15 protein-coding genes are annotated in these 14,078 nt (G+C 64.7%); 7 read left to right on the forward strand and 8 right to left on the reverse strand.

Translation table 11 applies throughout. The annotated features are described in order from the left end of the window. Positions 1-192: 192 nt before the first annotated feature. The 5 genes from PXJ20_RS22860 to PXJ20_RS22880 form a co-directional block, all read right to left on the reverse strand. On the reverse strand, positions 193-1,050 hold the full coding sequence (locus PXJ20_RS22860; RefSeq protein ID WP_017774024.1) for a sigma-70 family RNA polymerase sigma factor: 858 nt from the start codon (positions 1,048-1,050) through the stop codon (positions 193-195). Beyond that, on the reverse strand, positions 1,047-1,520 hold the full coding sequence (locus PXJ20_RS22865) for a carboxymuconolactone decarboxylase family protein (protein WP_421031636.1): 474 nt from the start codon (positions 1,518-1,520) through the stop codon (positions 1,047-1,049). The genes PXJ20_RS22860 and PXJ20_RS22865 overlap by 4 nt, the downstream gene beginning before the upstream one ends. A 125-nt stretch (positions 1,521-1,645) precedes the next feature. Further along, positions 1,646-2,095 carry a nuclear transport factor 2 family protein gene (locus tag PXJ20_RS22870; protein ID WP_421031637.1) on the reverse strand — a complete coding sequence of 150 codons (450 nt, stop codon included), beginning with the start codon at positions 2,093-2,095 and terminating at the stop codon, positions 1,646-1,648. Between the two features lie 181 nt (positions 2,096-2,276). Then, positions 2,277-3,350, reverse strand: a complete 1,074-nt coding sequence (locus PXJ20_RS22875) for a phytoene/squalene synthase family protein (protein WP_421031638.1) — start codon at positions 3,348-3,350, stop codon at positions 2,277-2,279. A 187-nt stretch (positions 3,351-3,537) separates the two neighbouring features. Continuing rightward, a complete protein-coding gene (locus PXJ20_RS22880) occupies positions 3,538-5,358 on the reverse strand; it encodes an NPCBM/NEW2 domain-containing protein (protein WP_421031639.1) in 1,821 nt (606 codons plus the stop codon). Positions 5,359-5,506: 148 nt separating this feature from the next. Here PXJ20_RS22880 and PXJ20_RS22885 point away from each other — a divergent pair, with 148 nt between their 5' ends. The 5 genes from PXJ20_RS22885 (at position 5,507) to PXJ20_RS22905 (ending at position 9,772) form a co-directional block, all read left to right on the forward strand. Next, on the forward strand, positions 5,507-5,692 hold the full coding sequence (locus PXJ20_RS22885) for a glycine zipper 2TM domain-containing protein (RefSeq protein WP_026121287.1): 186 nt from the start codon (positions 5,507-5,509) through the stop codon (positions 5,690-5,692). A gap of 236 nt (positions 5,693-5,928) precedes the next feature. Next, positions 5,929-7,317, forward strand: coding sequence for an ATP-binding protein (locus PXJ20_RS22890; RefSeq protein WP_421031640.1), 1,389 nt, complete (start codon positions 5,929-5,931; stop codon positions 7,315-7,317). Positions 7,318-7,329: 12 nt separating this feature from the next. After that, a complete protein-coding gene (locus PXJ20_RS22895) occupies positions 7,330-7,698 on the forward strand; it encodes a response regulator (RefSeq protein WP_017774017.1) in 369 nt (122 codons plus the stop codon). Next, positions 7,691-8,302 (forward strand): chemotaxis protein CheC, encoded by a 612-nt coding sequence (locus PXJ20_RS22900; protein WP_042300765.1) that lies wholly within the window; start codon positions 7,691-7,693, stop codon positions 8,300-8,302. Before PXJ20_RS22895 ends, PXJ20_RS22900 begins: the two co-directional genes overlap by 8 nt. Before the next feature lie 36 nt (positions 8,303-8,338). Next, complete coding sequence (locus tag PXJ20_RS22905; protein ID WP_421031641.1) at positions 8,339-9,772, forward strand: HD domain-containing phosphohydrolase; 1,434 nt, start codon at positions 8,339-8,341, stop codon at positions 9,770-9,772. Between the two features lie 59 nt (positions 9,773-9,831). On the opposite strand, the gene PXJ20_RS22910 is transcribed toward PXJ20_RS22905, so the two are convergent. Beyond that, positions 9,832-10,086, reverse strand: coding sequence for a hypothetical protein (locus tag PXJ20_RS22910; protein ID WP_421031642.1), 255 nt, complete (start codon positions 10,084-10,086; stop codon positions 9,832-9,834). A 228-nt stretch (positions 10,087-10,314) separates the two neighbouring features. Continuing rightward, the gene (locus PXJ20_RS22915) at positions 10,315-10,896 is read right to left on the reverse strand and encodes an Lrp/AsnC family transcriptional regulator (RefSeq protein ID WP_421031643.1); all 582 of its coding nucleotides are present in this window, start codon (positions 10,894-10,896) and stop codon (positions 10,315-10,317) included. A 200-nt stretch (positions 10,897-11,096) separates the two neighbouring features. On the opposite strand from PXJ20_RS22915, the gene PXJ20_RS22920 reads away from it, so the two are divergent. Beyond that, positions 11,097-12,113: a 1-aminocyclopropane-1-carboxylate deaminase gene (locus PXJ20_RS22920; protein WP_421031644.1), complete on the forward strand. Its 1,017-nt coding sequence runs from the start codon at positions 11,097-11,099 to the stop codon at positions 12,111-12,113. A gap of 37 nt (positions 12,114-12,150) precedes the next feature. On the opposite strand, the gene PXJ20_RS22925 is transcribed toward PXJ20_RS22920, so the two are convergent. Continuing rightward, a complete protein-coding gene (locus PXJ20_RS22925) occupies positions 12,151-12,663 on the reverse strand; it encodes a DUF1697 domain-containing protein (protein WP_277598915.1) in 513 nt (170 codons plus the stop codon). A gap of 265 nt (positions 12,664-12,928) precedes the next feature. Between PXJ20_RS22925 and PXJ20_RS22930 the strand changes: the two genes are divergently transcribed. Beyond that, positions 12,929-14,077: a porin gene (locus PXJ20_RS22930; protein WP_413215664.1), complete on the forward strand. Its 1,149-nt coding sequence runs from the start codon at positions 12,929-12,931 to the stop codon at positions 14,075-14,077. Position 14,078: the final 1 nt, after the last annotated feature.

A 14,078-nucleotide genomic window follows, 5' to 3' on the forward strand; every position in this document is an offset into this window, starting at 1 on the left:
TGCCCGGCATGCAGTGACATGACTCGAAGATGCAACTCTGGAGAGGCCCGGCGCCGATCGGCAGGGCGCGCCCGGGTTCTACGCTGGCGTTGACGAACGACGAGGAGGCCCGACGCGAGCGCGTCCGATGATATCGCAGCGCAGTGAGAACGGGACGAGCGAGGTTTCGTCCCGGGCAGAAGCTTGATGGTCCTAATGCAAATGCCGCAGCTTGTCCGGATTGCGCACCACGTAAATGGCCACCACCTTGCCGTCTTCGATTTCGAGTGCCGTGGTCTGCAATTCGCCGTCGGCTTCCAGCGTGACGAAACCGGGCAGCCCGTTGATGAAGCCCGTGCGCACGAGCGTCGAGCCATGCTTTCGGAACAGGTCGGCCAGATGCATGTGCACCTTCATCACCTTGTCGAAGCCGAGCACGGGTTTGCCCGCCGCGGGCCGCTTGCCGCCGCCGTCCGCGTGGATGCTCACGTCCGCGGCGAGCATGGCGCCCAGGGCGCTCATATCGCCGCTGCGCGATGCGGCGAAAAAAGCTTCGGCAATTTCGAGCCCACGCGCTTTTTCCACGCGAAAGCGCGGCCGCGCTTCGCGCACGTGCGCGCGAGCCCGGGCCGCGAGCTGGCGGCACGCGGCGGGCTCGCGCTGAATCGTGCCCGCCACCTCGTCGAAATCGAGACCGAATACATCGTGCAGCAGGAACGCCGCGCGTTCGAGCGGCGAGAGGCGCTCCAGCGCGAGCATCAGCGGCAACGTGACGTCCTCCTGCTCGTCGTCTTCCACAACGGGCTCGGGCAGCCACGGGCCGATGTACGTTTCGCGCTGGTGCCGCGCAGACTTCAACTGATCGAGGCACATGCGCGTCACCATGCGGCGCAGGAATGCTTCGGGCACGCGTACCTCGCTGCGGTCCACGTGCATCCAGCGGATGAACGCGTCCTGCACGATGTCCTCGGCGTCCGCGACCGAACCCAGCATGCGGTACGCCACGCGGATCAGCGTGTGCCGCAACGGGTCGAAGTCTGCTGCGGCGTCGGTCGCGTCGTGGCCTGTCATCCCGCCACCGCTCGCGCACGGGCCTTCGCCGCCGCCGGATCGACCCACAGGCCGAAGCCGACTGCGAGGCGGTTCCAGCCGTTGATCACGTTGATCATGATCGTGAGCTTCACCTGTTCCTCCTCGCTGAAGTGTTCGTTGAGCGCCGCGCGCGCGTGTTCGAGCGCTGGACCTTCGGAGAGCCGCGTGAGCGCCTCGGTCCAGCCGAGCGCCGCGCGTTCGCGGTCGTCGTAGCAGGGCGCCTCGCGCCAGGCCGACAGCAGGTAGAGGCGTTGTTCGGTCTCGCCTCGCTCGCGGGCATCGGCCGTGTGCATGTTAAGGCAGTTCGCGCAGCCGTTGATCTGCGAGGCGCGCACCTCGACAAGTGCGACGAGGCCGGGCTCAAGGCTGCCGGCTGCGGCGAGCGAGGTGCTCATCCAGGACTTCATCAGCGCGGGGGCGGCGGCGAACGGGTCGAGTCTGGCAGTCATGGTTCCATCTCCTTTCGTGGGGGTTCCCTGACATGACGAGATGGACAACGGCCCGTGTGACATCGGGCCAAAAAATTTTTGGGGGACGGCCTCAGGCCCGCTCGGGCAACGCTGGCTGGGCCAGTCTAAGCGCCCGGTGTTTCGCGGGCACGCGTCAAGAACGCGTTCCACGCCGCGAGGGAGTCCATGTAATCGCGCCAGTGCGCGATCTTGCGGTTTTCGATCGTAGCGATCGAGCAGAACCGGTTGTCGTATGTGACGCCGGTCGCGAGAATCGTGCCGTGCACTTCGTATTCGAGCACGACCACGCGGTTGTCATGGGTCTTGTGTACGACGAGTTTGTCGGCGCAATGAAGCGCGACGTTGTCGCTGTAGGCCCTGAACCGCGTCATCAAATCGGCGCGTCCTTCAATGATGCGAGGCCAGCCGGGAAAGTCGTAAAGCACCTCATAGACGATGTCGTGCGCGACGATGTCGAAGAAATGCTGGCCGTCGACCAGGTCGCCAAGCGCGCGTCGAACCAGATCGAAGTAGGGTTGGGCGGCGGCGTAGACGGCGTATTCGGAAGCGGACATGAGGGGCTCCTGGCTCCTGGCACCTGATAGCTGGCAACGTAGCTCGCGCACTATACCTTGCAGAGCGCGCGGCGCGTGTGACGCCAGTAACGCGAGCGCGGGCCATGCATCGGCGCGCAGTTTTCGATCATGGCGAGCGCCCCGCCGCGATTCGATTACCTGCTTCGATCACCTGCTTCGATTACCTGGCAGGCAATGACCGCGCCTCGATGCGGCGGATGAGCCGGCCCGTCCACGTGCGCAGCATCGTGTTCGAGGGCGCCACGAGCGTGGAGCGTGTCACGATGCCATACACCTGGCTGCGCGGAATTTTCGAGACCTTCGCCGGATCGAGCCACGCGTCGTTGCTCACGAGCAGCAGCAGCGTTTCGAGACCGATGAGAATGGGCCACAGGCAGGCAAGGCGCAGCCGCAGCTGAAACGCGGGAATGGCGAGTGTGTATTCGACGGCGTCGCGGTACAGGTCTAGCGTTGCGCGGACCAGTTCGAGCATGAGCGGCCGCGCGCGCCGCGAGGCATCGGGCAGCAACAGGTCGTGCGGCGTCAGGCCATGGCGCGCCAGCATCGACGCCGGCAGATAACAGCGGCCGATGCGCAGGTCTTTGCCGCAATCGCGCAGCACGTTGGTCATCTGCAGGGCCTTGCCGAAGCGCACGCCGCGTTGCAGCGTGGCCGTGCGCTCGCCCTTGAGCACGCCGGGCAGATGCGCGTACGTCATGCGCGTCCAGAACTCGCCCACGCAACCGGCGACGAGGTAGGTGTAGTGGTCCAGTGCGTCCGGCTCGCCGAGCGCGGCGATCTGCCCGGAGCGTTCGTCTGGGAACGTGCGCAGATCGAATTCCATGCCTTGCGTGAGCGTCGTGACGATGTCGCGCACGGCGGTGCGGTCCGTTTCGTCCAGTTGCCTGAGCACGGCAAGCGCGGGGCTCACGGATTCGAGCAGCGTCTTTTCGTCGGACTGGGTTTGCTGCGCGCCCACTTCAGTGGCGAGTCGTTGCGTGAACGCGGCTTCGCTCTCCTGCGCACCGTCGCTCGTGCCGTTCACGTGGGCGCGCAGCGCGAGCAGCAGCGCAAGCCGTTGCTCGGGTGGAATCAGCGAGGTGTCGGCAATCGTGTCGGCGGCTCGCGCCAGCAGATACGCGAGTCCGACGGGATCGCGCATGCCTGCCGGCAACACGCGCAGCGTGAGGTAGAAGGAACGCGAGACACCTTTGAGCAGCGGGCCGAGCAGAAACTCCCGGGAAGCAGGACGCATGGATGGGTTCGAATGGTGATGGAAGGGACAGCCGGCAAACCAAGCCGGAATTGTATCCGCGCGCGAGGGTTTCTATCGGTGTGGCTGGTTGGGTGGCGTAATGGAGCTCGCCTCGTGGTGGATGACCAGGCGCAAGACGCAGACACAAGACGTAGACGCAAGACGCGACGAGACGAGACGCGTTTCGCTACGGCCCGCCCACCGAGCCGTTCGTACATACCACTGAGGGATCCGCCCACGCCGCCCGATCGCCGGCCTGTCCGCCCGAGCGCGACGTGACCACGAGCCGCAACGTATCGCGCCCGGAGATGTCGAGGCGCACCGTCTTCGCCGGCGTGGCAGCGGCAAGCGGACCGCTGTCGTAGAGCAGCACGTTGTCGGCCCAGACCTGGAACGTTGCGCGGCTCGTGGCGGGGGCATGGCTGTCGAGTCCGATATCGCTCTGAAACGAGCGGCACTGCCGGCCGAGCCGGTAGACGATCTGGGCGGGGACGCTGACGGCGATGCCGTCGCGATACGCCACGCCGCCCGCCTCAATCGCAGCGGTGGGCCGCGCGCCTGCGGGAAGATCGCGCCGCGCCGTGGCAGGCGGCCATACCTTCACGCCAACCTCGCTATCGGGCGCATTCGCCGCCGCGCCTGCGCGCGTGGCCATCCAGATCCACGGCTGCGCGGCGAGCGGCCCCGTCACGGCAACGGGATCGCGTCCATCGAGCCGGATGAGTCGCGCGCCCGTGGCCGGCACCGTGACGCTTACGCCGCCGTTTGTGATCGTCAGCGGCGTGCCTGTCAGCAGATCCCACGCCTTTTGCGGCTCATTCAGACCGATACCCGCGAATCGCACGGCCGCCTGTACGGGCGACGCGCCGCGGTTGAAGAGCGCCACCGCGCGCGTGCCGCTTTGCACGAGCGGTTTCGTCCAGACCTGCACGGCGCCGGTGCTGTCGGTCTGATCAAGCACAGCAGGCAGCGCGAGCGCGTCCTGATTCACGGCGATGACACCGGGGTTCGTGAGCAACGCGCGCGTGGCGTCGCTTTGCGTGCGTACGTCGTTGCCCGCGTTCAGCGGGCTCGACATGATGGCCCACATGATGAAGTGCGCCGCGTCCTGATCGGCGCTCAGCGTGTGGCCCACTTCGAGCATGTCGAGATCGTTGAAATAGCCTGGCACGGCCCACGCCACGTCGGCAGCGGCGATATCGACAATCGACTCCACCGACGCAAACCGTTCCGTGATGTCCTGCGAAATGCGCGACGTGTCCGCGTAGGCGGGCGCGTAGAACGCGCCGTCGTCGGCGAACCGCGTGCGCAGCGTGCGGTTGTAGCTGTAGGGATTGATGCTCAGATACATGGGCCGCCCCGTTGCGGCGATGCCCGCGCGCATGGCCGCGAACGTGCTGAGCTGGCCGCCGCAGAGGTCGAGCTTGATGTAGTCCACACCCCAATCCGCGAAGGTCTGGGCGTCGACGCGTTCGTGCCCGAGGCTTCCCGCCTTCGCGCCTTGCGGCCAGCCTGGGGGATGCCGGTCGGTGGTCATGCCCGCGCACGTGCTCACGTTGCCAGACGTGTACAGCCCGAATTTCAGGCCCTTGCTATGGACGTAGCGCGCGAGGGCGGCAATGCCGCCTGGGAACGCGTGCGCATCCGCATAGAGCTTGCCGGTCTTCGGATCGCGGCCGCCTACCCAGCAGTCGTCCACGGTGACGTAGCGGTACCCCGCCGCGGCCATGCCGTTGGACGCCATCGCGTCGGCCACCGCGCGGATCGTCTTTTCGTCGACGCGGCACGAGAACGCGTTCCACGAGTTCGAGCCCATTGGCGGCAACGCATAGCGCACGGGCGCCGTGGCTACGCCTCGATCGGGCGTGCCTGCGGAGACAGCGCCACCGTCATAGCCCAACGTGCTGCATGCAGCGAGCAGCGCGGCCAGCACCACGCCGAACGCACGCATGACGACGTGCATTGCGAGCGTCGAATCACCATGAACCGATGTGAAACGTTTGCGCATACGTTGTTCTCCTTGGCTTCATGGCGTGAACGCAATGGGCGCCACCCCGTGAGCAAGCTTCACGCCCATGTCGCGAACCATCAAAGACGACAGAACGGCACGTCGTTTGCTGAATAAGAGACATCCGTTTCAATTCAGGGACAAGACCATGAAACGACTTCTTTTCGTCAGCGTCTGGGCCGCGGCGTTGCTGGCTGCGCCGCTTTCGGGATGCACGCTGGGCGGCGCGGCCGCCGGCGGCTACGTGGGCCACGAGGCGACGCACGGCAGCACCGTAGGTACGGTAGGCGGCGCGGTGGCGGGCGGCATCATCGGACACGAACTCGGCAAGTAGCCTGCGCTGTCTGCCTGCAGTGCACAACGCATGGAGGCGGCCCAAAAAGGGCCGCATTTCATTTCGATCTACTCATCGCGCTCCCCTCCACCATCGCATCACAGGGATTCCCCGCATTCTGTATACGGAACGGCGGCCGTTAACGCAGATGTCGATCACGTTATCGTGCGTGCGCAGGTTCCGCCTCAGCCTTCCGTTAGAGCAGGCAGCCTGTTTGCCAACGCGCTGTTCTCGCCATGCCGGACGTCACCAGAACGCAGTTGTCGGAAGCCATTGTCGAACTCGTCAACTGCGGCGTGTTCTCCGTGGATCACGACATGCGCGTGCTTTCGTGGAACCGCTTCATGGAGTACCACAGCGGACGGCTTTGCGACGACGTGCTGGGGCAAGACCTCTTTGCGCTATTCCCCGACCTGCCGCGCCGCTGGCTCACGAAGAAAGTGGAAAGCGTGTTCGCGCTGGGCGTGTCGATGTTTTCGTCGTGGGAGCACCGGCCGTATCTGTTTCGCTTCGAGCATTCGCGTCCCATTACGGGAACGATCGACGCCATGCGCCAGAACTGCAGCTTCGTTCCCATCGACGACGGAAGCGGAGCCGTGATCGCCGTGGGCGTGACCATCGTGGATGCAACGGACATCTGCATGGCGTATGGCGAGTTGCAGGAGCGCGAAAAGATGGCGACGAACATGCTCGCGGAACTGACGCAACGCAACGCGCAGCTTTCGGCGCTGAACGACGAACTGGCGCAGGCGCATCAGCAGTTGCTGCAGTCCGAGAAGCTCGCGGCCATCGGTCAGCTTGCCGCAGGCATCGCGCACGAGATCAACAACCCCGTGGGGTTCGTGCTCTCGAACCTGAACACGCTCTCGGGCTACCTCGCCACGTTGACGCATTACGTGGAAGACGTGGGCGCGGCGGTAGCGCGCAGCGGCGACGCCGGTTTGAAGTCCGCCGTGGCTGCGCTCGAAAAGCAGGCGGACCTGGGCTACGTGCGCGACGACGCGCCGGCGCTGGTGGCGGAATCGAAGGACGGGCTCGCGCGCGTGCGCGACATCGTGGTGGATTTGCGCGATTTCTCGCGCGTGGACAGTGCGCATCAGTGGGAATGGGTGGACATTCACCGCTGCATCGAATCCACGCTGAACATCGTGCACAACGAGGTCAAGTATCTGGCCGAGCTCGTGCGCGAGTACGGCGAGCTGCCGCAGGTGCATTGCATTCCGTCGCAGATCAATCAGGTGGTGCTGAATCTGGTGGTGAACGCTGCGCAATCGTACGCGGGGCTGCATGGCGATGGCGCACACCGCGAAGGCCGGCGCGGCACGATCACCATTCGCACCGGCTACGAAGCGAACGAAGGCCGCGGCGTGCCTTTCGTGTGGTTCGAAATTGAGGACGCCGGCTGCGGAATCGCACCGGAGAACCTGAAGCGCATTTTCGATCCGTTCTTCACGACCAAGCCCGTTGGCACGGGCACGGGGCTCGGGCTCTCGGTGAGCTACGGCATCGTGAACGCGCATCACGGACGGGTCACGGTAACAAGCGAACGCGGCGTGGGCACCACGTTTCGCGTTGCGCTGCCGGTGGACGGCGCGGCGGACGCCGCGTTGCCGGCAACAGGCTGATGAGGAGGTGGTATGGCTTTACCCGTAATTGTTGCGGACGATTCGATGCTCGCTCGCAAGTTGTTGATCAAGTCCTTGCCCGACGACTGGGACGTGGAAATCGCGCAGGCGTCCAACGGCGCCGAAGCGCTGGACCTGTACCGCGCCGGCAAGGGCGCCGTGATTTTTCTGGACTTGACCATGCCCGTCATGGATGGCTTCACGGTGCTCGAAAGCATTCGCCACGAAGGCATGGACACGTTCGTCATCGTGGTATCCGCCGACATTCAGTCCGGCGCGGTGGAGCGCGTGAAGGCGCTGGGTGCGATCGGTTTCGTGCCGAAGCCGGTTTCGACCGATCGCATCGTGCCGATTTTGAGGGGGTACGGGCTCTATGAATGAACTGTTTCTCAACGAAGAGCACCGCGACGCGCTCCAGGAAATTTCCAACATCGGCATGGGCAAGGCCGGTGCCGCGCTCGCGGAGCTGCTGGGGGCGTTCGTCACGCTGTCGGTCCCCGACATCAAGCTGGTGAGCGCAGACCAGTTGCGCAACGAACTGATTGCCGCGGAACAGGCGAAAGACGTGCCGCCGCCCGTGCGTCAGTCGTTTCAGTCCGACATTTCGGGCGAGGCCATCGTGCTGTTCGGGCGCGACGGCCGCCGCGAACTCAAGGAGCTGATGGGCTACGAGGACGTGTCGAGCGATATAGAAAGCGAAGTGCTGGCCGACATTGCGAGCCTGCTGGTGGGCGCGTGCGTGTGCAGCGTGTTCGAGCAACTGGGCCGGAGGCTGTCGTTTTCGCGGCCCACGTTTGTGCTGCCCGATGGACTCGTGCGCGCGCTCGGCGAACAGCACCTGGGCCGCTGGGACGTGGCGCTCCTGCTCGAAGTGCATTTCACGCTGGAACGCGGCGGCTTTGTGGCGAAGCTCGTGATGCTGTTGCCCGATGCGGCCATCCAGAAGATGAAGTCCGCGCTCGAACAGTTTCTTGCAGCGCTGTGAAGAGAACCGGAGAACAAGACCACGATGGGGGCGCTCATGACGGCGTATGAAGACAACGTGCACGACGTTTCGGCATCTTCCCTGGCGGGGCCTTTGGTGGCCGCGCAGCCTGCAGCCACTGAAGAAGCGGGCGCAGGCACGGATGCCGCCCGCGTAGAGGCGGTTCTCGTCGACGACAACACGCCTTGCGTGCTGCTCGTGGACGACGAACCCGGCGTGCTCTCCGCGCTGCGCCGGCTGTTGCGGCCCACGGGCTACCGCGTGTTCACCGCCGAGAGCGCCGCCGCGGCGCTGGAACTGCTTGCGTCCGTGGAAGTGGACGTCGTGGTATCCGACATGCGCATGCCCAACATGAACGGCGCCGAGTTTCTCGCTGCCGTGAAGGCGCTGTATCCCGACACTGTGCGCATCCTGCTCACGGGATATTCCGAACTGGACTCCGCGGTGCATGCCATCAACGAAGGCGGCGTATATCACTATCTCAACAAGCCTTGGGACGACCAGGAACTGCTGCTGACGCTGCGTAACGCCGTCGAGCAGCGCGCGTTGCAGCGCGAGGCCGCACGGCTCACGGAACTCACGCGGCAGCAGAACGAGGCGCTGCGCGAATTCAATACGGAACTGGAAGTACAGGTTCACGCGCGCACCGAGGAAATTCGGCAGACGGTGCTGTTTCTCGAAGACGCGCAGCACGACCTGAAGAACAACTTCGCGACCATGGTGCAGGTGTGCGCGAACATGATCGAGCTGCGCTGCGGCGCCGTGGCGGGACAGTCCACGCGCGTGGCCGATCTCGCGAAGCAGATCGCGCTTGCGCTGGGCATGAGCGGCTTGCAGGCACAGGACGTGTTCTACGCCGGCCTGCTGCACGGCATCGGCAAACTCGCGCTGCCCGACGAACTGCTGCGCAAGTCGCTGGACCGCCTTTCGCCGGAAGAACTGCAACTCTTCTATCAGCACCCGCTGCGGGCGCAGATGGTGCTCACGCCCGTGACGCAGCTCGCTCACGTCGCGCAGATCATCCGGCAGCAGTACGAGCGGTACAACGGTCGCGGCGTGCCGGATGGCCTGATTGGCGAAGACATCGTGACGGGTGCGCGCATTCTGGCGTTGGCGCGCGACTTCGAGGGCCTGTGCAGCGGCGGCCTCGTGAAAGACCACGTCACGCCGCAAAAGGCCGCGGCGATGATCCGCTCACAGTCGGGGCTGCGTTACGACCCGCTCGTGGTGGAGCGTTTCTTCTCGGTGCTGGAGGAACGGGCGAAGCAGGCGGGCGGCGACCCGCTGGAGCAGATTCAGAGCGGACAGTTACGCGAGGGCATGCGGCTTGCCGACGACCTGCGCACCGGCCGCGGCGTACTGCTGATGACGAGGGGGAGCGTGGTGAACGCGCATCAGATCGAACAGATCAGGCGATTCGAAGCGCAGGAAGACAAGCCTTTCACGATCGTGGTTTATCGGCCCGCGTGAAAGTCGAAGGACCGACGGGCCGTGCGTGACTGCGCGGCCCTTGTGCGATTCGGTGCAATTCAGCGCATTGGGTGCGGCGGCGCGGCGTCCGTGCTGTCCGTTGTTGCAGCAGAGGACAGGGACGTCGCAACGGCGCCGTTGTTCTGCACCGTCGCCTGTTCCGCCGCCTGGTTCGTCTTCGCTGCGCACACCGCATCGGCGAAACGCTGCAGCGCCGTGAGCGAGCCACACACGCTGTGGTAGCTCTGTTGTCCGATCTGCGCATCGAGCAGCACTTGCATGCCGGCTTTTCGTGCGAGTTCGAGAATGTCCATGAACCGGCTCCCTTGGGCGTCTACGTGTCGTGCACACGCCTGTAATTGGCTTATAGGGTCTGCTCAGTTTGCCTTGCGTGGCTGACGTGGCCGCGCGACAAGGTTGCTTGCGCGTTTGCCATGCCTCGTTAACACCTGGCGCTGCGCCGGTATTCCAGCAGACTGCATGAATCAAGCATAGAGCCGCATACCGCGTGCCGATCCAGTGAACAATGGGCAATAGACAACCTATTTCAGGCCCTGGATGGGGAACGCCGTGGTGGAAAGAATTTCCTTCAACACCATGAACGTGCGTATCTGGCGCACGCCGGGCAGGTAAAGCAGCTGTTCGGCGTGGAGGCGGTTGAAGCTGTCGCTGTCTTTCGTGCGCACCAGCATGAAATAGTCGAATTCGCCGGTGACCACGTGGCACTCCATGCAGCCGGCCACTTTTTGGGCGGCCTTCTCGAAGTCCGCGAACGACTCGGGCGTGGAACGGTCCAGCACCACGCCGATCACCACCAGCATGCCCGCGCCCAGCGCTTTCGGGTCCAGCAGCGCCACGACGCCGCGAATGAGCCCCGCCGCCTTGAGCCGCTCCACGCGGCGCAGACAGGCCGGCGCGCTAAGGTTCACGGTGGCCGCGAGGCTCACGTTGGAGACGGACGCATCGCGCTGCAACACGCGCAGGATGGCGCGGTCGATGCGATCGAGTTCGACCGCGGGCGCCGCGGTGTCTGCGCCGCGTGGCACGGCAGCGGCGGCGGCGGTGCGGCGGCGCGTGGTGGTTGCGCGACGCGACGAAGAAGCGCGCAATTTCGTTGTCGTCATAAAGACTCCCGTGCAATTTCGTTAAGCAAAGTTGCCTACTACGCTGCGCAAAGTAGGGCAACGTTATTTTTTTCGCAAGCTCATTTCCGCGCGGCTTTTCTAAGATGAACGCTCTGTGCCGGCGTTGGCGCAACCGCCTCTGCGTCACACGCATCCCTTTCCTCACTCGTCATCACTCGCTTACGCATTGGAGCCTCGCGATGAACCTCATGCGCTTCCCCCGCTATCCGCTCACGTTCGGCCCCACGCCGATCCAGCCGCTCAAGCGGCTATCCGACCATCTGGGCGGCAAGGTCGAGCTGTACGCCAAGCGCGAAGACTGCAACAGCGGCCTTGCGTTCGGGGGCAACAAGACCCGCAAGCTCGAATATCTGATTCCCGAAGCGCTGGCGCAGGGCTGCGACACGCTCGTTTCTATCGGCGGCATCCAGTCGAACCAGACGCGCCAGGTGGCGGCGGTCGCCGCGCATCTGGGCATGAAGTGCGTGCTTGTGCAGGAAAACTGGGTGAACTACTACGACGCCGTGTATGACCGCGTCGGCAACATCCAGATGTCGCGCATCATGGGCGCCGACGTGCGGCTCGTGCCGGACGGCTTCGACATCGGCTTTCGGCGCAGCTGGGAAGACGCGCTGGAGAGCGTGCGCGCCGCGGGCGGGAAGCCTTACGCGATTCCGGCGGGCTGCTCGGACCATCCGCTAGGCGGGCTCGGTTTCGTGGGCTTTGCCGAGGAAGTACGTCAGCAGGAAGCCGAACTGGGCTTCAAGTTCGACTACGTGGTGGTATGTTCGGTAACGGGCAGCACGCAGGCGGGCATGGTGGTGGGCTTCGCAGCGGACGGCCGCGCGGACCGCGTGATCGGCATCGACGCTTCGGCGAAACCGGAGAAAACGCGCGAACAGATCACGCGTATCGCGAAGCAAACGGCTGAAGCCGTGGACCTGGGCCGCGATATCACCGAACGCGACGTGGTGCTCGACGAGCGCTTCGGCGGTCCTGAATACGGGCTGCCGAACGAAGGCACGCTGGAGGCGATCCGGCTGTGCGCGCGCATGGAAGGCATGCTGACCGACCCTGTCTACGAGGGCAAATCGATGCACGGCATGATCGAGCGCGTGCGAAACGGTGAATTCCCGGCAGGGTCGAAGGTGCTTTACGCGCACCTGGGCGGCGTGCCGGCGCTCAATGCCTACAGCTTCCTGTTCCGCGAGGGTTGAGCGGCGGCATCGCGCAAGACATGGGCGATGTCGCGAGTTATTCGGTCGCCCACGTCGCCAGCGTTTCTATCGTGTTCATGTTGCGCGCCGTTCCTGCGCTCGCAGCCGGAATTTTCAGCTTCGAGCGCGCCATGCCGCTGCCGTAGTGCACGAAGATCTCGCGCGTGCCGAGCGCGATCTCTTCGTCCTGCTGGCCGGTTACCCGTGACAGCGCGTCCGCGGCCGGCGGAGCATCGAGGAAGATGGCCACGGTCCGGTTCGGGGCAGCCGCTTTGAACGGGTTCCCGGCCAGCACGGCCATCAGTTCCGGGCCGGTGCGGATCAGCACACCCACCGGCTTGCCGGCATAAGCTTGCAGCCCGCTTTCTATCCGCGCCTTCACCGCCGCTTCCGCAAGCCGGCTTTCGAACACCACGTTGCCGCTCGCAATGTAGGTGCGCACGTTGGTCAAGCCAACAGACTCGCAAATCGCCCGCAAGTCGGACATCGGCAGCTTTCCGGTACCGCCGACATTCACAGCGCGCAGAAGCGCCACGTATCGCGTCGTCATCGTCCACCTCGGTTTGTCGGTTTTTGCCCACACGTTGGTTCGGACCGGCTGGCCCATCCATCGGACCACCCATCGGCCCGCGTACCGACCGGAGCGGCCCGTGCGGCATCGTGACGCGATTCTCGCCGATTCTGCAAAGGTCCCATCCAGATCCAGCAATATGACCGGTCGAATTGGCCGACTATGCTCGCGGCCGTGGTATCAGTCGGCAAATGTACAAGCTGTTGAGCCGCGAAGAAAATCAGTTGCTTAGGGGATCAAACTTATGAAGAAAATCGCTATTTCAGCGGGTGTCGGTACGCTGTTCACGGTGGCCGCGTCGTCGGCGTTTGCACAAAGTTCTGTCACGTTGTACGGCCTCGTCGATACGGCCATTCGCTATCAGACCAATGCCGGTCCCGATGGCAAAGATCTGATCGGCATGACGGTTGGCCCCGAAACTCACAGCCGTTGGGGACTGCGCGGCACCGAAGACCTGGGCGGCGGCCTGTCGGCCATCTTCCGTCTCGAGAACGGCTTCGAACTGGGCGACGGAAGGCTGCACGTGGCGAACACGCTGTTCAGCCGGCAAGCCTACGTGGGTCTGTCGAGCAAGCGTTACGGCGCGCTCACGTTCGGTAACCAGTACGCGCCGCTCTACGACACCATGGGCGACATCTTCGACCCGATGACGGTGGGCGACTACTGGCAAGACAGCTGGGCGTACAACGGCATCGGCAACTACCTGACCGTGCCGAACTCGGTGAAGTACGCGGCCTCGTACAACGGCCTCTCCGTCGACGCTATCTATGGCTTCGGCAATCACGCCGGCGCGATGGGCCTCGACAGCACGTATGGCGTCGAATTGACGTATGCGCACGGCCCCGCGTCGCTCAACGCAGGCTTCCAGCAGTCTTCCGTATCGTCGGCGAACGGCAGCGCGATCAATGGCGCGAAGGTCAACTTCCTGCACGTGAGCAGCGCGTATCAGATCACCTCCACGGTGCGGCTCCTCGCCGGCTGGCTGCACGGTCAGGACAAGACCGGCACGACGGACGGCAACATGCAGCAAGCCGGCGCGCCCACGCTGAACGGCCACAGCCCGAACCGCATCGACGACACGTTTTACGTTGGCGCCAACTGGCGCGCCACGCCGCCGCTGCTGATCACCGTGGCCGGCTATTACGGTCACGCGCGCAATGCCGAACGCCTGGACGGCACGCTGGGCTCGGGCGTCAACTACTCGGCCACGATGCTGGCCGAATACTCGCTCTCGAAGCGCACCGAAGTGTATGGCACGGTGGACTTCGCACGGGGCACGGGCGCCTTCGCCGCCGACTACCCGGGCGTGACCAATCCGGCCACCGGCAATGTGGATCGCATCGGCCGCACCAACAACGTCGGCGCGGCGGTGGGTCTGCGGCAGATGTTCTGAT

The sequence above is a fragment of the Paraburkholderia sp. A1RI_3L genome (genome assembly GCF_048957895.1).
Taxonomy (GTDB): domain Bacteria; phylum Pseudomonadota; class Gammaproteobacteria; order Burkholderiales; family Burkholderiaceae; genus Paraburkholderia; species Paraburkholderia kururiensis.